At 59.7% G+C, this 19,620-nt stretch carries 21 protein-coding genes and 1 tRNA gene; 4 read left to right on the forward strand and 18 right to left on the reverse strand.

Going from position 1 to position 19,620, the window contains the following annotated elements:
* Positions 1 to 11: 11 nt before the first annotated feature.
* From ACOOHD_RS04010 to ACOOHD_RS04065, 12 genes are all read right to left on the reverse strand, one after another.
* Positions 12 to 2,066 (reverse strand): S9 family peptidase, encoded by a 2,055-nt coding sequence (locus ACOOHD_RS04010; RefSeq protein WP_420460280.1) that lies wholly within the window; start codon positions 2,064 to 2,066, stop codon positions 12 to 14.
* Positions 2,067 to 2,279: 213 nt separating this feature from the next.
* The gene (locus tag ACOOHD_RS04015) at positions 2,280 to 3,149 is read right to left on the reverse strand and encodes a homogentisate phytyltransferase (RefSeq protein ID WP_420460281.1); all 870 of its coding nucleotides are present in this window, start codon (positions 3,147 to 3,149) and stop codon (positions 2,280 to 2,282) included.
* A gap of 3 nt (positions 3,150 to 3,152) precedes the next feature.
* Positions 3,153 to 3,539 (reverse strand): Rid family detoxifying hydrolase, encoded by a 387-nt coding sequence (locus ACOOHD_RS04020; protein ID WP_420460282.1) that lies wholly within the window; start codon positions 3,537 to 3,539, stop codon positions 3,153 to 3,155.
* Positions 3,540 to 3,641: 102 nt separating this feature from the next.
* On the reverse strand, positions 3,642 to 3,872 hold the full coding sequence (gene rpmF / locus ACOOHD_RS04025) for a 50S ribosomal protein L32 (protein WP_420460283.1): 231 nt from the start codon (positions 3,870 to 3,872) through the stop codon (positions 3,642 to 3,644).
* A 20-nt stretch (positions 3,873 to 3,892) separates the two neighbouring features.
* Positions 3,893 to 4,456 carry a YceD family protein gene (locus ACOOHD_RS04030; RefSeq protein WP_420460284.1) on the reverse strand — a complete coding sequence of 188 codons (564 nt, stop codon included), beginning with the start codon at positions 4,454 to 4,456 and terminating at the stop codon, positions 3,893 to 3,895.
* 111 nt (positions 4,457 to 4,567) lie between these two features.
* Positions 4,568 to 5,779, reverse strand: coding sequence for a hypothetical protein (locus tag ACOOHD_RS04035; protein WP_420460285.1), 1,212 nt, complete (start codon positions 5,777 to 5,779; stop codon positions 4,568 to 4,570).
* A gap of 107 nt (positions 5,780 to 5,886) precedes the next feature.
* The gene (locus tag ACOOHD_RS04040) at positions 5,887 to 8,250 is read right to left on the reverse strand and encodes a gliding motility-associated C-terminal domain-containing protein (RefSeq protein ID WP_420460286.1); all 2,364 of its coding nucleotides are present in this window, start codon (positions 8,248 to 8,250) and stop codon (positions 5,887 to 5,889) included.
* A 42-nt stretch (positions 8,251 to 8,292) separates the two neighbouring features.
* Positions 8,293 to 8,691 carry a c-type cytochrome gene (locus tag ACOOHD_RS04045; RefSeq protein WP_420460287.1) on the reverse strand — a complete coding sequence of 133 codons (399 nt, stop codon included), beginning with the start codon at positions 8,689 to 8,691 and terminating at the stop codon, positions 8,293 to 8,295.
* A gap of 60 nt (positions 8,692 to 8,751) precedes the next feature.
* The gene (gene dnaA, locus ACOOHD_RS04050) at positions 8,752 to 10,149 is read right to left on the reverse strand and encodes a chromosomal replication initiator protein DnaA (protein WP_420460288.1); all 1,398 of its coding nucleotides are present in this window, start codon (positions 10,147 to 10,149) and stop codon (positions 8,752 to 8,754) included.
* A gap of 335 nt (positions 10,150 to 10,484) precedes the next feature.
* Positions 10,485 to 10,709: a hypothetical protein gene (locus ACOOHD_RS04055; protein ID WP_420460289.1), complete on the reverse strand. Its 225-nt coding sequence runs from the start codon at positions 10,707 to 10,709 to the stop codon at positions 10,485 to 10,487.
* Positions 10,706 to 10,894 carry a hypothetical protein gene (locus ACOOHD_RS04060; RefSeq protein ID WP_420460290.1) on the reverse strand — a complete coding sequence of 63 codons (189 nt, stop codon included), beginning with the start codon at positions 10,892 to 10,894 and terminating at the stop codon, positions 10,706 to 10,708. Before ACOOHD_RS04060 ends, ACOOHD_RS04055 begins: the two co-directional genes overlap by 4 nt.
* A gap of 13 nt (positions 10,895 to 10,907) precedes the next feature.
* Complete coding sequence (locus ACOOHD_RS04065; RefSeq protein WP_420460291.1) at positions 10,908 to 11,306, reverse strand: DUF423 domain-containing protein; 399 nt, start codon at positions 11,304 to 11,306, stop codon at positions 10,908 to 10,910.
* A 128-nt stretch (positions 11,307 to 11,434) separates the two neighbouring features.
* Here ACOOHD_RS04065 and fabD point away from each other — a divergent pair, with 128 nt between their 5' ends.
* Entirely contained in the window at positions 11,435 to 12,319 is an 885-nt protein-coding gene (gene fabD, locus ACOOHD_RS04070) for an ACP S-malonyltransferase (RefSeq protein WP_420460292.1), read from the forward strand.
* A gap of 12 nt (positions 12,320 to 12,331) precedes the next feature.
* Here fabD and ACOOHD_RS04075 read toward each other — a convergent pair whose 3' ends face one another.
* Entirely contained in the window at positions 12,332 to 12,931 is a 600-nt protein-coding gene (locus ACOOHD_RS04075) for a bifunctional nuclease domain-containing protein (RefSeq protein ID WP_420460293.1), read from the reverse strand.
* Positions 12,932 to 12,977: 46 nt separating this feature from the next.
* A complete protein-coding gene (gene mazG / locus ACOOHD_RS04080; protein WP_420460294.1) occupies positions 12,978 to 13,778 on the reverse strand; it encodes a nucleoside triphosphate pyrophosphohydrolase in 801 nt (266 codons plus the stop codon).
* 72 nt (positions 13,779 to 13,850) lie between these two features.
* Between mazG and ACOOHD_RS04085 the strand changes: the two genes are divergently transcribed.
* Both ACOOHD_RS04085 and ACOOHD_RS04090 read left to right on the forward strand, forming a co-directional pair.
* The gene (locus ACOOHD_RS04085; protein ID WP_420460295.1) at positions 13,851 to 14,621 is read left to right on the forward strand and encodes a hypothetical protein; all 771 of its coding nucleotides are present in this window, start codon (positions 13,851 to 13,853) and stop codon (positions 14,619 to 14,621) included.
* Positions 14,622 to 14,703: 82 nt separating this feature from the next.
* The gene (locus ACOOHD_RS04090) at positions 14,704 to 15,951 is read left to right on the forward strand and encodes a proline dehydrogenase family protein (protein ID WP_420460296.1); all 1,248 of its coding nucleotides are present in this window, start codon (positions 14,704 to 14,706) and stop codon (positions 15,949 to 15,951) included.
* Here the strand turns inward: ACOOHD_RS04090 and ACOOHD_RS04095 are convergent.
* A complete protein-coding gene (locus ACOOHD_RS04095; protein WP_420460297.1) occupies positions 15,887 to 17,053 on the reverse strand; it encodes an AI-2E family transporter in 1,167 nt (388 codons plus the stop codon). The two genes, ACOOHD_RS04090 and ACOOHD_RS04095, sit on opposite strands and share 65 nt — an antisense overlap.
* 157 nt (positions 17,054 to 17,210) lie before the next feature.
* Here ACOOHD_RS04095 and ACOOHD_RS04100 point away from each other — a divergent pair, with 157 nt between their 5' ends.
* Entirely contained in the window at positions 17,211 to 18,314 is a 1,104-nt protein-coding gene (locus tag ACOOHD_RS04100; RefSeq protein WP_420460298.1) for a hypothetical protein, read from the forward strand.
* Positions 18,315 to 18,365: 51 nt separating this feature from the next.
* Here the strand turns inward: ACOOHD_RS04100 and ACOOHD_RS04105 are convergent.
* From ACOOHD_RS04105 to ACOOHD_RS04115, 3 genes are all read right to left on the reverse strand, one after another.
* Positions 18,366 to 18,441, reverse strand: a tRNA-His gene (locus tag ACOOHD_RS04105).
* A gap of 51 nt (positions 18,442 to 18,492) precedes the next feature.
* Positions 18,493 to 19,293 carry an orotidine-5'-phosphate decarboxylase gene (gene pyrF / locus ACOOHD_RS04110; protein ID WP_420460299.1) on the reverse strand — a complete coding sequence of 267 codons (801 nt, stop codon included), beginning with the start codon at positions 19,291 to 19,293 and terminating at the stop codon, positions 18,493 to 18,495.
* Positions 19,294 to 19,324: 31 nt separating this feature from the next.
* Positions 19,325 to 19,582: a hypothetical protein gene (locus ACOOHD_RS04115; RefSeq protein ID WP_420460300.1), complete on the reverse strand. Its 258-nt coding sequence runs from the start codon at positions 19,580 to 19,582 to the stop codon at positions 19,325 to 19,327.
* Positions 19,583 to 19,620: the final 38 nt, after the last annotated feature.

Raw genomic sequence — 19,620 nt, forward strand, 5'->3', positions numbered from 1 at the left:
CCGCCCCGTCCCTATTCGGTGGCGGGAGTTTTCGTATCGGCCAGTCCCGCCCGGTCCAGCACCCAAGCGTAGTCGCGGGCTACCTCGCGGATGGCCTCGAAGCGCCCCGACGCGCCACCGTGGCCAGCCTCCATATTGGTGTGGAAGAGCACGTCGTTGCTATCCGTTTTCAATTCGCGCAGTTTAGCGACCCACTTGGCCGGCTCCCAGTACTGCACCTGGCTATCGTGCAGACCGGTGGTGACCAGCATCGGCGGGTAGTCTTTAGCCGCTACATTGTCCAGCGGGCTGTAGGACTTGATGTAGTGATAGTATTCCGCCTCGTTGGGATTGCCCCACTCATCGTACTCGCCGGTGGTAAGCGGGATGGAATCGTCCAGCATAGTAGTCACTACGTCCACGAAGGGCACCTGGCTCACGATCCCCGCCCAGAGATCCGGACGTAGATTAGCTATGGCACCCATCAGTAGTCCGCCGGCACTTCCCCCCATGGCGAAGAGGCGGTCCGCAGCGGTGTACTTATGCTTCATCAGCCACTCGGCCGCATCGATGAAATCGTAGAAGGTATTTTTCTTTTTGAGCAGCTTGCCGTCATCGTACCACTGGCGCCCCATTTCCTCCCCGCCCCGGATGTGCGCGATCGCGAAAATCATACCGCGGTTCAGTAGGCTTAGCCGTGTGATGCTGAAGCTTGGGTCCATACTGTGGCCGTAGCTGCCGTAGGCGTAAAGCAGGAGAGGGGCGGTGCCGTCGCGCGGCGTACCTTGTTTGTACACGATACTCAGCGGCACCTTCGTACCGTCGCGCGACTCGCTGAAGGCCCGTTCGCTCTGGTAGTCCGCCGGGTCGAAATCCCCCAGTACGGGCTGCTGCTTCAGCAGGGTCTGTTCCCGGGTGCGCATATTGAAGTCGTAGGTACTCGGCGGCGTGGTCATACTCTGGTAGCCGTAGCGAAGTACCTCGCTGTCGATATCGGGGTTGACGCTGGTGTAGGCCATATAGGCTGCGTCCTGAAACTCGAGGTAGTATTCGTCGCCCTCGAAGGGTCGCACGCGTAACAGGGTGAGTCCATTTTTACGCTCGCTCAGCACCAGGTAGTCGCGGAACAACTCCAAGCCCTCCAGCAGCACGTCCGGGCGATTCGGGATCACCGTCTTCCACTGGTCCTTCCCCGTTTCATCTTCCGGGGTGACCATCAGTTGGAAGTTCTTGGCCTGGTAGTTGGTCAGCACGTAGAAACGGTCGTCAATGTGCTCGATGCCGTACTCCAGGTCCCGCTCCCGCAACTGGAAGACGCGCGGCTCGCCCAGGGGATCGGTGGCTTCCAATAGCCGGTATTCGGTGCTCACGGTCTGGGACGCACCCACGATGATGTACTTCCGCGATTTGCTGCGGTATACGTACACGCGGAAGGTCTCGTCGCGCTCTTCGTACACCACTATGTCGTCCTGCGCGGCGGTGCCCAGTTGGTGGCGCATGATTTTGTACGGCCGCAGAGCTGCGTCCTTCACCGAGTAGAAGAGGTACTGCCCGTCGGCACTCCAGACGCTACTTCCCGTGGTATTTGGAATCTGGTCCGGTAGGTTCTGACCGGTCAGCATGTCCTTTACGTGGATGGTGTAGATGCGCCGGCTCACGGTGTCTTCCCCGTAGCTCACGTAGCGGTTATCATCACTTACACTCAGCCCCCCAATGTTATAGTACTCATGAGGTTGGGCCATTTCATTGACATCAAACATTAGCTCTTCTTCGCCACGTTCTACCGGCTTACGGAAATAGCGGGGATACTGGTCTCCGAGCTCGTAGGCAGTGCGGTATACGTAGCCGCGTTTGGTGTAGGGCACGCTACTATCGTCTTCCTTGATGCGTGCCTTCATTTCCTGGAAGAGGCTCTCGCGGAAGTCCTTCAGGTGGTCCATTTTCGCCTCGAAGTAGGCGTTTTCGGCTTCGAGGTGAGCGATTACTTCGGGGTCTTCCCGCTCGCGCATCCAGTAGTAGTAGTCGGTGCGGGTGTCGCCGTGGAGGGTGAGCTGGTGGGCTAGTTTTTTGGGCTTAGGTGGGGGCATGGTCTGGTGTTTCTGTGGGGCGGGGTCGCAGGTGCAAAGTAAGTACAATGCGGCCTCCCCCGATAGCTATCGGGGCGGCAGCAAAATGCAGCCTCCGGCTGCGCTAGTCTAACTCCGGTCGCCGCCAAGGCGGCTCTCGCCCCGATAGTTATCGGGGGAGGCTGCTACGTCTGGCGCTGCCGGAGGCAGCATTGTACTGCCCGGAGCACCGTACTATCCGAAAGCCGCAAAGATGCCGTACTCCGCAAAAAACAGCAGCCAGATATTCTGGTAAAATCGCGCGATACTAGCCTGCCGCCCCAGATCGAGTCGCCGAGCGGCCACCTCAAAACCAAGCAGCAAAACCAGCTGCCCTACCCAAATGCCGGTAAGCTGCCCGCGGAAAGCGACGATCGCCACCCAAATCAGCGTAGCCCGAAACACCCAGGCCCCCACCCGAAATACCCACCGTCGATCCTTCACCAGCGAAAGCGTCCGAATGCCGTAGGCCGCATCCCCCTCCGTATCCGGTAGGTCCTTGAACCAGGCAATGACCACTCCGAAGGTGAAGATAGCCGCGGTGAGTAACCAGACGGTGTCGGGAATTACCGGGTTTTCCCCCAGCCACCAGCGGAAGTGCAGATACAGCAGCAGATTCACGATGAGCCCTCGCACCACAATGATGCAAAAGGCCGCCCAGAAGTGGAAGCGCTTGAGGCGTATCGGCGGTACGCTATAGGCGGTACCGATCACCAGGCTTGCGATCACGGTAGCGGGCAGGAAGGGGGGGTAGACAAAGCAGGCAAGGAGGGAGAATACTAGACCGAGCCCCACAATCAGGTAGCCAGTGGTCATAGTGTAGGCACCACTGGCCAGTGGTAAGTAGGGCTTATTAATGCGGTCGATCTCCACGTCCGTAAGCTGGTTGAGGCCGGTGATGTAGACGTTGGCGCAGAGGCAGCTGAAAAGTGTGACGGCAAACACGCCCCAGTCATGGGTGTGCAGGTGCCGGCTTGCCATCAGGTAGAGGGCCAGTAATGACAGAGTGGTACCCACGATGGTATGGGCCCGGGCAAAGCGGAGAAAGGTGATCAGGGCTCGCATCGGCTAGTCGACCAGGGCGATGCAACTGATCTCGACGTTGACGTATTTGGGCAGGTTGGCTACCTGGACCAGGGCACGGGCCGGGGCGGTGTGCTCGTCGAAGTACGTAGCGTAGACCGTGTTGATTCGGCGGAAGTTTTCCATGTCACTGACGAAGACCTCGCACTTGAGTACGCGGTCCATGCTACTGCCTCCGGCCTCTACGATAGCTTTGAGGTTATCGAGGACCCGGCGGGTCTCGGTCTCAATGTCGGTGGTGATGAGCTCACCGGTGGCGGGGTCGAGGGCGATTTGCCCGCTAACGTAGAGCACGCCACCGGCTAGGGTAGCCTGGTTATAGGCACCTACCGGAGCGGGGGCTTGGTCGGTCTGAATAATTTGTTTGCGCATAGCCGGACTTTGGCCGCAAGATAGCCGCTGCGGTATAAACAGGAAAAGCCCACCGGCACGGGGCCGGCGGGCTGTAGGGTTGATTAAGTTCGGGGGCGGGGACTAGTCCTCGTCCTCCGTCGTGGTATCGTCGGACTCTACCACAATCTCTGGCGCCTTGACCAGGAGGTTGCCGTTGTAGTACATATTGCCCTCGCTATCAGTGTAGGCCCGGTGGGGCTGGTGCAACTCGCCGGTGGTCTGACAGGTGGTCAGGGCCGGAGCGGTGGCCTTATAGTGGGTACGCCGCTTGCGCTTGCGTTGCTTTGAGATCCGGGACTTAGGATGTGCCATGGCGTAAAGGTACTTAGTCGTTAGTTGTTCTTATTCAAATCTTTGAGCACGTCCCAGGGGCTGGGTTTGTCCTCGTTTTGCTCGTCGCCCCGGGGAGCCTCCTCGGCGCTGGCGTAGGAGGCCTCGATCCGGTTGAGCAGGTCCTCGTCGCAGGGGTAGGGCGGTTCCCCCTCCCGGCAGGCGTAGGTTTTGATCATCGGCACGGCCAGCACGATCATCTCGTACACATAGGGCGCCAGGTTGAAGTCGTTGGTGTCGGGGTGCAGGTACACAATGTCACCCTCATCCACTGGCGCTTCTGCTTCGGCGGCGAACTTCACGATCAGCTGGCGACGGTCGGCAATGGGCAGGTCGATATCGGCCAGGCAGCGGTCACAGGCCGTAGCCACCGTTCCGCTGAAGTCGAAGTCGATCACCAATTCGCGCGCCTGCTTGTCGACAGTTAGGTGTAGATCGACCGTAGCAGACTGCACCGGGCTCTCCGGAAAATCCGCAAAGAACGACCGGTCGACGCTTAGATCGTACTCATACATTCCTTTACCAAGCCCCTTGAGGGGTAAGACAAATGCTGCTGGAGTGGACATAAGGCATACGGTTTGAACCGCAACGGCACCCGTTGGTGCCACAGGGACGTTTCAAAGTGGGCGCAAAGGTACGAAAAAATTTGCTATATACTGAGGCACCTCCCTACCAAATCAACGTGCCTTCTGCACGTCATGGTAGAATACGGTGTAGGTCTCCCGGCGCGCGCCGCTGTCTTCGTGAGGGTAGTTCGTCGCTACACCAAGTACGTTCAGACCATCCTTCAGGCGGACCTGCTCCAAAAAGGCGCGGACGCCAAATTGACTTCCCGCGGCGTTGTTTTTGTATTCGCGTACCAGGCGGTAGTCCTGTAGGACCTTTCCGTTGACTTGAATGCTCATGTACTCTTTGGCACAGTCTAGCGTGCGCTGCCTGCGCAGGTTATCGTAGGCAGTGCGTTCTAGTTCACCTCTTTCTACCGCTTTGATCGCGCACCGGGCATCCAACTCGACGAGTTCGCGTGCGGGGAGGGGTACCCAAACTTCCAGGACCTGCCCGGATATGTCCTCCGGCTTTGGTAACACGGGCCGATAGTATATGCCCCCGTAGCCACTGCCCTCCACAAACTCGGGAACCACCCGCGTAGAATCATTGGCCATTCGGTGGTAAACGGGGTCGATAAAGAAGCGGATATTGTTAGTGCCGAGCGAACTTGCAATACCTAAACCAACCATAGCTACCATACCCAGTAAGAAGTACCAGGCGAACGCCTTGGAATCCGCGTAGTAGCTAGTGACAATGTTGAGGGAGGTGGTGATGTAGCGCCGAGCCATGGGATAGGTAAACCGGGACTGCCAGTTACTAAGTGGCCAGAGGTAGCGGCGGGCAAAAGCAGATTCGCGGTACCTCTTAGTATGCAACACCATCGTGAAGAGCGATAGCAGTAGCAGGGGACTCAATAGCAAAGCGATGTAGAGCAGCAAGTTATCGGGGCTCATTCCCCGCCCCATTAGCCAGCCGTGGAGCAGCACGAACACCACCCCCAGCAGACCGAAATTCAAGAATACACCGGCAATACCGAAGCCTATCCCGAATAGTCCACTGCCCAAACGGTCCAGCCGGCTAATGAACCCGTCGACGTCACCGTACTCTTCCCGCAGTTTCTGCTGAAAGTGTGGACTAAAGCGCTCGTTAGGTCTAAATCCTCCCGGATATACGGAGTTGAGGCCCACCAGCCCAATCCATAGCGCCCTTACGATGAAGTGGAAGATGAACAGTACGATCAGGCCCGCTACTAATATACGCCAGTACGTAGCTGCAATGTAGCAGATGAAGAGGGTATGCCGGTCGTAGTTCAGTAGGCAGTACTCTTCTAACCCATGCAACAAGCCTGGAAGCTGTAAACTGCCGAGTATTGCGAGCCCGGAGATGATCAGCTCCGCCTGCCAACTCTCCCGCTCAAGCTTCCGTAACCATTTCGGTTTAGCCTGCACTACCGAAGCAGACTTACCTGACCCTCTTCCTCTACCTCCACGCCGTCCTGCCGAAAGCGGGCCAGGTAGAGGTACACGTCCGCATTCTGGGGGGTACCATCCTTGGTGCCATCCCAGCCCTCGGTGGGGTTGTCGCTGGTAAATACCTTCTGCCCCCAGCGGTCGTAGACGATCATGGTGTAGTCACTGATCTGCCCGTTGAAGAACATCCGGAAGCGATCGTTGCGGCCATCGTTATCGGGGGTGAAGAAGTCCGGAATTTGTACCTGCGACTGCTCTACGTTCAGCGAATACGTATCCGTAAACGTGCAACCCCCATCTTCGCTGGTGACCGTCACGGTGTAGACCAAGTCCGTAGGCTGCTGCCCGTCCGGCACCCGCGGAATGGTCACGGTAAGCGGATTGGTCGTGCCCGTAGCCGGCTCGTAGTTGCCCGACCAGGAATAGGTGAAGTTGCGATCGGCCGGAAGATTAGTAACCGTGAGCTCCACGGTGTTGCCACCGAATACCGTGCCTCCCGATGCCAGCACCGTGGCACCGTCCAGTACGCCCTGGATAACGGGTATTATGTCGTCGTCCAGAATCTCCACGCTCAGCGAATCCGTCGACGAACCGCAGCCGTCCGCATCGCGGAAGGTCACCGCATACGTACCCGCGATCGGATCGACCACCGTGATCTGCTGCCCTGTTTGTACCACTCCCCCGGGTAGTGTCCAACTATAGGTACCCTCCGTCTCGGGATCCACACTGGCATTTAAAACTAAGTCTTCCCGGGCGCAAATTGTCTCGGGACCGCTGGCGGTTACCGAATAGGCGCCGCCCACCACTAGGGTAATCTCGCGGGTAAAGGTGCCACACTCGCCGGTGGTCTCAATGGTGTAGGTGGTCGTTTCCGTTGGAGAAACCAGGCCAAGCGGATCGGTAAGCTCCACGCCACCGCCAGTGATGCGGTAGGTGCTAGTGGAATCGATATTTCCGACGATCAGCTGCCGCGAGTCGCCCGGACAGATGTTGACTGCATCGGTTAGGATAGGATTAACCGCCGGGTCCACAGTGATGGCATAACTCAGGTCGGAGGCGCACTGCGATCCACTGGAAGATACCTCAATGGTGTATTCGATGTCGGTGTTGACGGTGGCAATGGGATCAAGACAGTCCGTGCAACTAAGCGTACCCATTGCCTCCTGCCAGTCGAAGGTCCCCTCCCCGGATTCGAAGGTGGCCGTGATCTGTAGCGGCTCGCCGGGGCATACCACGGGATCAATCGGGGAGAAAGTGACCACCGGCGGCTCCACCACATTGACCAGCACCTGAGCGGTATCCGTGCAGGCACCATTGCGGGTAATTCGGGTAAGTAGGGCGGTGTCCTGGGCCACGAACACTGCACTCAGTAGCTCACGCGGCGACTGCAGGCCGGGGGCATCTACCCAATCAGATTCGATGAGTGGAAAATCTCCCACGTCGAAGGTGGGCGTGCGAACATAGAAGGTATCCCCCTGACAGTAGGGGTCTTTTTCGGGGTCGACCGTCAAGGACAGATCGTTCGGTAGGCTGTCCAGACGCACGGCCACGGAATCTACGCGCTCACAGCCGTTGATCGTAGTGCGCGCGAAGTAGGTGACGTCGGCCGTGGGGGCGACGCGAAAGGTGTTACCCTGTGGCATACCGTTGCTGAAGCGGTCAGGCGACCAGGTGATGATGCGGTCCATGGCCGGTGTGTCAATGACCGTCAGAGTAATCGAGTCGGTGCCTAGACACGCAAACACTGTATCCTGGGGAATATCGAAAAAACCATCTACGACCTTAAGGGCTACCGATTGCCGCTCCGTACAGCTTCCGTTTTCGGAGGTAGCCACCAGGGTGTAGGTTGCGGCACTATCCACCCTGACCGTGAAGTTCGGATCGGTACCCTGGGCCAGGGTCACCCCTCCGCTAATCAGCTCGTAGGTGGTGTTTCCAACATCCGTTACCGGGGTGCTTAAAAGGTTGATCCGACTACCCTGACACACGGTCTGTGGCTCGATGAGCAGGGGCACGACCAGCCGGTCGACATCGATGAAGACGCTATCGCTGATCACGCAGCCCGCAGGTCCGCTGGCGGTTACCCGGTAAAAGCCGCTGAACTCCGGCTCGATGGTCGGACTAGTACTATTCACCTGATCGCCGAAGACACCGGCCGGCGACCAGGTCACGGTGGCGCCGGGTAAATCGAGGGCAAGATTGAATGTAACCTCCTCCCCCTGGCAGATGGCCAGCTCGTCGCCGTTGCTGATGGAAACCAAACCACAGGGATCCACCTGGGCGGCAACCGTAGGGCTAAACCAAACAAGGAGCGTAATAAAGCAGAGGAAACGTAGAGCCATAGCGTAACACCGAGTGAGTGGAATGGAGGCCAAAGTACGTAATTATTCGGCCAGCCAGCCCCGTACCTGCTCTACCGTCACCAGGGGCACATCATTGCCCCAGGCGGTGTGCACGTAGTTCATGATGTTGACGATCTGAAAGTCCGTCAGCTCGATGTTGCCCGGCATCTCGTGGTCGTAGGTCACCCCGTTGACCACCATCGGACCCTGCATGCCGTAGCGGATACCGCGGGCTACCGCGGCGGGGTTTTCGCGCAGGTAATCCGCCCCGGCCAGCGGGGGGATCAACCGCCGCAGTCCCTGCCCCTCCTCCAGATGACAGTTGTTGCAGTGGGTAGCGTAGAGTGCCTTACCCTGTAGGTGCTCGGTCTTGCCGCAGGCAGTGACCAGGGTGCCGAGCAGCACGGCGAGTACCGTAAAGTAGAGCAGGGGGCGCAGCATCGGAGCGTTTGGAAGAAAACCACGCCCGCCGGGCAGGGTTGCTCAGCCGCGTGTCAAAACCTAGAGCTCCCCGGGCCCGTCGCCCTGTCCGGCGCGGATACGCCGCTCCAGGTCCGCCAGGTCCTTCTTGATCTCGTCGTTGGTTTCGATCAGGTCGCGCACCGTCTTGATGGAGTAGAGCACCGTGGAATGATCGCGCCCGCCGAATAACCGTCCGATGGCCTTGAGACTCTGGTCGGTAAATTGCTTGACCAGGAACATACTGATCTGCCGGGCCAGCACCACGTGTCGGCGCCGGGTGGCGCTGGCCAGTTTGTCCACGTCCAGGTTGTAGTACTCGGCCACCGTACGCTGGATCACCTCCGGGGTCACCTCGCGGTTGATCTCGGTGACGAAATTGCGCAGCACCTGCCGGGCCAGCTCCAGGTCGATCTGCTTACCGTTGTTGACGCCGCTGTGTAGCACCAGGTTGTTGAGTACGCCCTCGAGCTGGCGGATGTTGTTTTGAATGTGGTAGCAAATGAACTCCATGACCGGGGGAGCAATGTCGACCTCATTGGCGCTGGCCTTACTGGCCAGGATTGCCATGCGGGTTTCCAGCGCCGGGGCGCTCAGATCGGCGGTCAGGCCCCACTGAAAGCGGCTCCGCAGCCGCTCCTCGATGTCGAGTTCGATGATGGGCCGGTCGCAGGTCATCACGATGGCTTTGTTTGTCTGCCGCAGCACGTTGAAGAGGTTAAAGAATACGTCCTGCGTCTTCTTCCGCTTGATGAGCTGCTGGATGTCGTCGACCAGCAGCACGTCCACGTTCTGGTACCAGTTGACCAGTTCGTTGGTGGTATTACTTCCGATGCTGGTCACCAACTGGTTGGTGAACTGATCGGTGGTTACGTAGAGCACCGATTTTTGAGGGTATTTCTCGGTAATGCGGTTACCGACGGCCTTGAGGAGGTGGGTCTTGCCCAGTCCTACTGGTCCGTGAATGACCAGCGGGTTGAAGGCCGTATTGCTGGGATTATCGGCTACGGCCTTGGCTGCATTCCGGGCCAGGCTATTGCAATCGCCCTCGATGAAGTTGTCGAAGGTGTACTTCCCGTCCAGGTTACTCTCGATGCGCGGTCGGGTCATGCCCGGGATCACGAAGGGGTTGCTGGGGGTAGGGGCCTGGTGGCCGACGTTCTTCCCGACGGGGAAGTCGCCGGCCTCCTGCCGCGCGGGTTTGATGCGGTACTGTAGGCGACCGGCGGTGCCCAGGGCAGCCAGTAGGGCCCGCTTGAGCACGTCGATGTAGTGCTCCTCCAGAAACTCGTAAAACAGCCGGTGGGGGACCTGTATGGTCAGTTCGTTACTATTCAGCGCGATCGGCCGGATCGGCGCGAACCACGTTTGATAGCTCTGCGGATCCACGCTCTGGCGTATGATGAGCAGGCATTTTTCCCAGACGGCGGCATGATCCATTTGTGTTCCCAGTTGCACAGTAAAAGGTCTTTTCCACGGCGGGGCGGTCGCCGAGGAGAGTAAGTAAAATCGGAATTCAGTGATCAGTAAGCGGCCTGCGACAAGCGTACAGAACTGGGGGCAAGGTGGGTGTCCGAGTTCATAGACTGACCGGTAAACGGTCGCTGCTTGTGAAGTTAAAAGCCCCCGGAGCGATCCGGGCGTGAAGCAAATATGAGACTTCCAACGGCACTATGACAAACGATCGTGCCCTTTTTCTCACAAAATCTTGTTTGGCATGCCGCTATTGCCCCTACCTGAAATTATGGCATAAGCAGTCCGTGTGGACCGACTGCCTATACCCGCAAATTGCTACAAGCGATGCACCTGCGCGCCCCGCCCCCCGGGATCAGATCGATATGGCGCGAGGCAGCGGCCAGGGTCACGTCACTTACTTTATCGTCCTGGTAGCGGTACCCCAGGTCGCTCAGGCAGACTAGCAGGTCATAATGTTGCCGCGTCCGCAGGTGCAAAGCCGTGGAGTTAGCCCGCTCGCCGGGGTGCTGATAAGCGGTCTTCACGAAGAGGTCGCAGGCGGCGGCCAGGAGTACGTCGGCGGTCCAGTTGCCCAGGCTGCTTTCCGGCTGCGCTCCGACTGCGCTCCGGTGATGGCGTAGTACTGCGGCTGAATCACTGCCGGTCCTACGGTACTCCTACAGCCACCCGCCAGAGCTAGGATGGTTACCGCAGACAGTAGGTAGCGCATGACGGGTATCAGTTTAGGTACGGCGCGGACTGGGTGCCAGGAACAGCGCCACCCAACCACCGATGAGCAACAGTCCACCAACGGGTGTCACCGGCCCCAAGAAGCTGACCGGTAGGCCATGCACCTCCCGTAGACTCAGCAGGTATAGCGAGCCGGAAAAGAGCAGGATCCCGAACAGCCAGAGCCAGGCCGCCGTGCGCAGGCGGTGGACGTTTATGGTAGGTAGGTAGTAGGCGACTGCGGCCAGGCCCAGGGCGAAGGTGTGGTAGAACTGGTAGCGTACCCCGGTTTCGAAGGTGAGGAGCTCGGCCGGTCCGACCAGTTCCCGCAGGCCGTGGGCGGCAAAGGCCCCCAGCGCTACGCTGAGCGCGCCGAGGACTGCGGTGAGGCGCCAGAGGCTTTGCTGGTTCATGGGGCGAAGGTACGGTCTGGGGGAGGGGGTAGGGCGGTGTGGGGTGGCTTATGACGGGATTATTGCGGAGATGGGGTACCTTAACCCCCTCACCCCTTAACTCCTTTACCCCTTAACTCCTTTACCCCTTGACCACTGCTTACGTATTTCCCGGACAAGGTGCCCAGTTCACCGGAATGGGCCATCAGTTGTATGACCTGAGTGGCACGGCTAAGGCGCTCTTCGAGCAGGCCGATGAGGTACTGGGGTATCCATTGTCGAAGGTGATGTTCGGGGGGAGCGAGGAGGAGCTGCGGCAGACTAAGATCACCCAGCCGGCCATCTTCGTGCAGTCAGCAATCACCTACCTGACTGCCGAAGAAACACCTGCTCCCGCTGCCGTGGCCGGCCACAGTCTTGGCGAATTCTCTGCCCTGGTGGCAGCCGGCGTACTCACTTTTGCTGATGCCCTGCGGCTGGTCAGCGAGCGGGCGGATGCCATGCAGGCGGCGGCCGATGCGGAGCCCGGTACGATGGCTGCGGTGCTCGGGTTGGACGACGCCATGATTGAATCGGCCTGCGCGGAGCTGGGGGAGGTGGTGGTGCCGGCAAACTATAACAGTCCCGGTCAGCTCGTGATCTCCGGTACGGAGGTAGGCATTGAAAAGGCAACGCGGGTACTTACCGATCTGGGGGCCCGTCGGGTGGTGCGTCTACCCGTGGGCGGCGCGTTCCACAGTCCGCTGATGGCGCCGGCTCGCGATCGGCTGAAGGAGGCGATCGACGCTACGCGCTTCGGTCCGGCCGGGTGCCCCGTGTACCAGAACGTAGATGCTCAGCCGAGTGTGGAGCCGGACGTAATCAAGCAGAAGCTAATCGAGCAGCTCACCGGCGCGGTGCGGTGGACGCAGACCGTGCAACGTATGCAGGCTGCCGGCATAGATCGCTTCGTGGAGGTAGGCGGAAAGGGAGGGATACTAGCCGGGCTCATTCGTAAGGTAGACCGCAAACTCAGCGTGGAGCAGCTGGGCTAGGGGCGGGGCAGCTTAGCTCTTCTTGCGCTGCTTGATCTCATCGCGGATCTGGGCGGCGCGCTCGTAGTTTTCTTCGCCGAGGACCTCTTCGAGCAGGTCGTTGAGCTCACCGACGGTGTAGCTGCTGAGGCTATCGGAGCGACCGCTACGCCGGTCGTCGCCCTCGGCTACGTCCTGCAGTTGCATGTTCTCCTCGGTCTCTCCCTCCAGGACGATACCGGCATTCTGTAGAATGAGCTCGTAGGTGTAGATCGGGCAGTCGAAGCGGGTGGCTAGCGCCAGGGCATCACTGGTACGGCTGTCGACTTCGATGATCTCCCCGTCGCGGTCCAGGACCAGGCGAGCGTAAAATATGCCCTCCTTGATGTCGCTGATGATGATTTCGCGCAGATCGGTACGCAGCGTTTCCAGGGTATTTTTAAATAGGTCGTGGGTCATGGGGCGGGGGCCGCTCATGCCCTCGATGGCAATGGCAATGGCCTGGGCCTCGGTACTGCCGATGATGACGGGGAGGCGGCGGGGCCCGTCGAGCTCACCCAGGACAACGGCGTAGTTAAGCGACTGGGTGACGCTGCGGCTGATGGCCATGACTTTGAGCTCGATCTTATCCATGCTACTCCTGGAGTTCCGGTTAGATGTTGTGTAACGAGTGGGTCCCCTACTTGGTTTTAGCTCCCCCCTCGGCCCTAAGGGGCGGCGAAGATACTTCGTTTTTTGCTTCCTGCCACAGCCGCTCCATTGCGGATAGCTCCATGGCCCGCAGCCCGCCCTCCCCGGCCCGGTCCTCCACGTACTCAAAACGCTGGCGGAACTTGCGGTTGGTACGCTCCAGCGCGGTCTCCGGGTCGATACCCTGCCAGCGGGCGTAGTTGATGAGGCTGAAGAGCAGATCACCGAACTCCGCCTCCCGATCCGCGGCGGTATCGGCCGTGCGGAACTCCTCCAGCTCCTCGCGTACCTTCTCCCAGACCTGATCCACATTGTCCCAGTCGAAGCCGAACTGCGCCGTTTTTTCCTGCATGCGCATGGCCTTGACCACGGCGGGTAGGGCGGTGGGTACCCCGGAGAGCACCGTCTTTTTGCCCTTTCCTTCGGCTAGTTTGATCTGCTCCCAGTTGCGCTTCACGGCTTCCTCGTCCTCGGCCACGACATTGCCGTAAATGTGGGGGTGGCGGTTGACTAGTTTTTCGCAGACCGTGTGGAGGGCATCGGCGATGTCCCAGGCCCCCCGTTCGGAGGCGATCTTGGCGTAGAAGACCATGTGGAGTAGCAGGTCGCCCACCTCCTCTTTGATACCGGTAAGGTTCTCGCTCAGTAGCTCATCGGCGAGTTCGTACGTCTCCTCGATGGTGAGTTTGCGTAGGCTCTGGAAGGTCTGCTTGCGGTCCCAGGGGCACCGCTCACGCAGTTCGTCCATGATGGTGAGCAGGCGCTGAAAGGCGGTCAGGGCGGGGGTCATGCGCGCAAAGGTCCGCATTTTTATGCGTCCGCCTTACCTTGCGGGGGCTTAACCTACTTACCCTTACCCGTCTTGTTACGTTTGCTTTTGCTGTTGGCATTTACCAGCAGCGCACTTTGCGGTCAATTCACTACCTCCGACGTAGCCACCCGTGCACTGGGTGGAACCGGACTTGCCCGGGAGGGTGGGGGGGCGGTGTGGACCAGCCCGGCCGGCATCGCCTACACGACGGCCCCCGCCGCCCGCGCTACGGTGGAACAGCGCTTTGGACTGGCCGAGTTACAGCTAACCTCCCTGGCGGCGTCTTTTTCCGGCGGACTAGGTGTACGGTTAAGCCACTACGGGTACGCAGGGTTTTCCTCCACGCTGGTCGATGGGCTCTACGCCCGCAGACTTACCGACCGGCTAGCGCTCGGTATCGCACTCGGGGTACACCGCATACGACCGCCGCAGCACGCACCCCAGCACTCGCTGCGCACGGGTATGGGCGTACAGTACCGCGTCAGTGAGCGATTACGGGCGGGGGCGGTGTGGCGCCGGGACCGGACGGATCTGATCGGGAACAGCTACGCCTGCGGAGTTTCTTACCGACCGAGTGAGCTGATCGACCTGAGTGCCGAGCTACACTTCGCCGCCGAACGGGGGTTGCACGGTCGCTTTGGCGTCAGCTACCAGCCCGTCGACGTCGTGGTGCTGCGATTAGGGCTAAACACCGCCGCTAGCGAGTTGAGCGGCGGAATCGGGTACCGCCTATTCCAGCGGTGGGAGGTGGCGGTCGCTGTGGCCTACCACGAACAACTGGGAATAAGTCCGCTCGCCGGGCTGATATTACATCCTGACTAAAGACCGGCCCGGCGACCAACCTACTCTGACATATCGTGTTTTCTTGCCGAATGGTGTAGCGCCATTCGATCAACCTACTGACATGAAAGACCTCGGAGGCCCCGCCGCCCAGTTTCCCCTCGCTGAGCGTGCCCGCACGGCCTGGAACGCGGAGCAATCCCTACCCAATTTTGCCGACACGGAGCTCACCTTCAGTCACCTCGACGACCAGCGGCTGCGGGGTACGCGCCGGCTTTTTCGCCTCATGGGCTACCCCTGGCTGACCCGCATCATGGGTTCGCTGGGTATCAAGACCGTGAACTGGGGGCTGCCCGGGGCGGAGTGGCTCGTGAAAAACACCCTATACAAGCAGTTCGTGGGGGGCACCACCCTGGAGGAGGCGCAACGGGCCATCGCCCGGCTGGCGAGTCGCGGAGTGGGTAGCATTCTGGACTACGGCGCGGAGGGTAAGAAGACTCCCGCAGGACGGGAAGCTGCATTTCAGGAATGCCTGCGGGCCACCGAATTTGCCGCCGCTACTCCCGCCGTGATCGGCTCGGTGGTTAAACTTACCAGTCTGATTCCGTTCGAGGTGCTGGCGCGCTTTAACGATACGACACTGGACTTCGCCGCACTGCCCCATCCGGACCTACGGACCGGTGTACAACGGCTCGAACAGATCTGTCAACTGGGGCGGGAACGCGGGTGCGAGGTGTATCTAGACGCCGAAGAAAGCTGGATCCAGCACAGCATCGACCAGATCGCCGAGTACCTCATGCGTCGCTATAACCGGGAGGGCCACGTGGTATTTACCACCTGTCAGCTATACCGGCACGACCGCTTGCCCTACCTAAAGGCTGCGCACCTGCGGGCCCGCCAGGATGGCTACCTGTTTGCGCTCAAGATCGTACGGGGGGCCTACATGGTCAAGGAGGGACGACGGGCGGAAGAACAGGGCTACCCTACGCCCATCCAGCCAAACCTAGCATCTACCCACCGCGATTTTGACGCCGCCGCTGCGTACTGCCTGGAGCACCGGGAGGAAATCGCCTGCTGCGTAGCCAGTCACAATGAGCGGAGCATCGTCAAACTACTGGAGGCGATGCAGCAGGCGCAAATTCCCCGTGATCATCCGAACATCCGGTTTTCTCAACTGCTGGGTATGAGTGGCAACCTCACCTTTAATCTCGCCGAAGGGGGCTACAACGTGAGCAAGTACATGGTGTACGGACCGGTGCGTGAGGTGCTGCCCTACCTGGTCCGGCGGGCGCAGGAAAACACCTCGGTTACCGGCGAGGCGGGTCGAGAACTACGGATGCTTCAGGAGGAGTCTCGTCGACGGGGGCTTTAGCCGCAGCCTGGTTCGGACTGTCCTCGATGACGGCCCGCTGGCCGCCGTAATCGCGACCCATCATCTCCCAGACGGTGATAAAGAGCGCCGCTACCGTAGGACCGATCACGAATCCGCTGAGGCCGAACATGGCAATCCCGCCTAGGGTAGAGATGAGCACTAGGTAGTCCGGCATCTGGGTGTCGCGACCTACCAGTAACGGGCGTAGTAAGTTGTCCACCAACCCGATGATCAGGCTACCCACGACCACGATGATGATGCCAGCCGTGATGTTACCCTGAATAAACATGATGATGGCCGCCGGTACCCAGATGATGGCACTACCGCCCACCGGGAGTAGCGCTAGTAGCATCATGGCCACCCCCCACAACAGGGCAGCGGGAATGCCCAGAAAGGCAAACATCACGCCCCCGATGGCGCCCTGTACAAAGGCTACGATCAGGGTACCTTTAAGGGTGGCCCGGGCCACCAGGGCAAAGCGTTTAAAAAGCGTACGCTCGCGGTTGTCGCCCATGGGGATGGTGTGCACCAGCGCCCGCTCGATCTTCCACCCGTCGACGAGAAAGAAGTACAGTAGGTAGATGACCAGGGTAAACTGAATGAGCGTGTTGAGCAGTCCCCCACCGAAGGCCAGTGCCCAGTTGGCGGCGTACTGCCCGGCCTGTCCAACGGCCGCGTTGAAGTTGGCGCGCAGATCGGTAGTGCTGACGCCGAAGTCGCTGAGGGCGGCCGCCACCCGGGGAAGGTTCTCGTCCACAAAGTCGAAGATGACTTCGGTGTTGAAGGCACCGGCTTCGATGTCGTTGTAGACCGCAATCGCCTGCTCCACCAGCGCCAGGGTAAGCAGGGCCAGCGGGACCAGAAAGAACAGTACTACAATTAGGGTGGTGATGCCGGCGGCCAACCCGTCCCTGCCGTGGAGCCATACGCGCAGTTTACGGTACACCCCAAAAAATATGATGGCCAGCACCGCCCCCCAGAAGCAGGTAAGCAGGAACGGACCGATGAGGCCGAAAAAGCCAATGGTCGTCAGCGCGACGAGCATGAAGAATAAATTGCGCTTAACCCGACGTGCAAGCTGCCGGGGGGACTCGGTGGCCATGAAGGCTGTTTAGCTTACTAGTACCACGATGCCGCAGCGGTGTTCGCTGCGCCGCCAGCGGGCCACGGATATTTCGGCCGGTGTATCCAGTTTATCTTCCCCCCGGGTACCGTGCCGGACGGTTTTACGTTACCACCTTATTTACCATGCCCCACGTATGAAACTAACGTTACGCTTATTCCTGCTGTGCGGTCTGCTGAGTGCTTCCGTAGGTGCAGTATACGCTCAGAAGTACAGCAATGAGTTTTTGACCATTGGGGTTGGTGCCCGCGCCCACGGCATGGGTACGGCCGTCGTCGCCTCCCAGCAGGACGTCTACGCCGCGGCCTGGAACCCCGCCGGTCTGGCCGGCCTTGAGGCCACGCGGGGCCTGGAGCTGGGAGCTATGCACGCCGAGTGGTTTGGGGGGGTAGGTAACTACGATTACCTGGGGGTGACCCTCCCCCTGAGCAGTAAGAACCAGCGGCTGGGCTTCAGTCTCATCCGTTTCGGCATCGATCAGATCCCGAATACGCTTTCCCTCTACGAGGCGGATGGCACCATCAACTTCGATAACATCACGGAGTTTTCGGCCGCCGATTACGCCTTCCTGGGTACCTACGCCCGGGCCTATATTCGGGGCAAGCAAACGCTCCGCGTGGGAGGTAACGTGAAGGTGATTCACCGTAGCATCGGAGAGTTCGCTTCGAGCTGGGGCTTCGGCCTGGACCTGGGCGCGCAGCTACAGCGGAATAATTGGACCTTTGCCCTGCTGGGCCGCGACATTACCACGACCTTCAACGCCTGGAGCTTTTCGTTTACCGATACGGAGCGGGACGTGTTAGCGATCACGGACAACGATATATCCATCAACAGTGTAGAGACCACTAATCCTACCCTCGTGCTTGGAGTAGCTCGCGCCCTCACCATAACCGAGCGCATTGGTCTTACCGCCGAGTTTGACCTTATTGCTACTACCGATGGCAAGCGGAATACCTTGGTGAGCGCCGATCCGGTCAGTCTCGATCCTGCCTTCGGACTGGAGGCCGACTACGGCAAGTTTGTCTTCGTGCGGGCCGGAGTGAGCCAACTGCAGCGCATCCGTGACTTCGACAACGTGGAGGCGATCAACTCCCGTCCCTCCCTGGGTCTGGGCCTCAAGGTCGGTCAGCTGTTCGTGGATTACGCCTACACCGACCTGGGGGATAGCGACGGCCGTTCCACCTACAGCCACATCGTGAGTCTGCGGTTGGGCATCAGCCCCAAACCACAGAATAACTAGGCCTCCAACGTGAAACGCCCCCTTGCGCGAAGCGAGGAGGCGTCCGGACTTGGGTGGAAGACCGGGTTCGAACCGGCGACCTCTGGAATCACAATCCAGCGCTCTAACCAACTGAGCTACAACCACCAGCTAGTGTACCCTTCCTGAATACCCCGCAAAGGTAAATAGTTCCTCCTTACTAGGAAACTTCGGGCAGGAATTTTTCCAACGCCCAGCGCATTTGCTGCTGTAGCGCACGGGCGGCCCGCCCCGGTTCATCGGCGTAGAGGATGCCCCGACTACTGTTGATCAGCAGTCCGCACCGTGTATTCATCCCGTGGCGGCACACCGCCGCTAGATCACCCCCCTGAGCGCCGATGCCCGGTACGAGGAAGAAATGGTCGGGGGCGATACGACGCAGCGCGGTAAATTTCTCGGCCCGGGTGGCTCCGCAAACGAACATCAGCCGATCGGGTGTGCCCCACGCCATCACCTGCCGCATCACTCTTTCGTAAAGTGGTTCTTCACTACCGTCCTGCAGCGCGTGCTGAAAGTCATCCGCCCCGGCATTGCTCGTCAGCGCCAGCACGATGGCCCACTTACCAGGGTAGTCGAGGAAGGGCCCTACGGAGTCCTGCCCCATGTAGGGCGCTACGGTGATCGCGTCGGCGCCGAGGGTATCGAAGGCAAATTTGGCGTAGTAGCGCGAGGTGTTGCCGATGTCGCCCCGCTTGGCGTCGGCGATGATAAGATGGTCGGTGCCGATATAGTCGATTGTGTCCCTCAGCACCCGCATGCCGTCGAGTCCGAGGGCTTCGTAAAATGCGGTATTGGGTTTGTAGGCCACGGCGTAGTCGCGCGTAGCGTCGATGACGGACCGGTTGAAGGCAAGAACATCTCCACCAAAGGAAGCTGGAAGGCGCTCCGGGTCCGGGTCCAGGCCGACACACAAAAAGCTCTGCCGCTGACGAATGAGAGAAAATAGGGCCGCGCGATCCATAGGGTAGGGATTCTCGGCGGCGAAGGTAGGGCTACTTGATCAGGGTAGACGGAATCGGCTCGAAGGATGGCTCTACGCGGCGAAAGCTGTGCTGCGCCTGTATTTTGAACCGGATACACACGTCGGGATAGGGGGAGCGTACCAGCTCCTCAAAGAGTTCGGGGCTGACGTTTTGGTAGGCAATGGTGGTGGTCTGACCGGTAAAGGTCAGGTAAAGAAGTCGTTGGTTCGCCTCGTAGGCAGCAAAAGTGACCAGCTCGCTGGAGCTGTCGAAATTGTGGTGTTGCATGATGTGGTGGTTAGGCGCATAGCCCAAACACACCGAAG

Origin of the sequence: Neolewinella sp. (assembly GCF_965214665.1) — a bacterium.
GTDB lineage: Bacteria > Bacteroidota > Bacteroidia > Chitinophagales > Saprospiraceae > Neolewinella.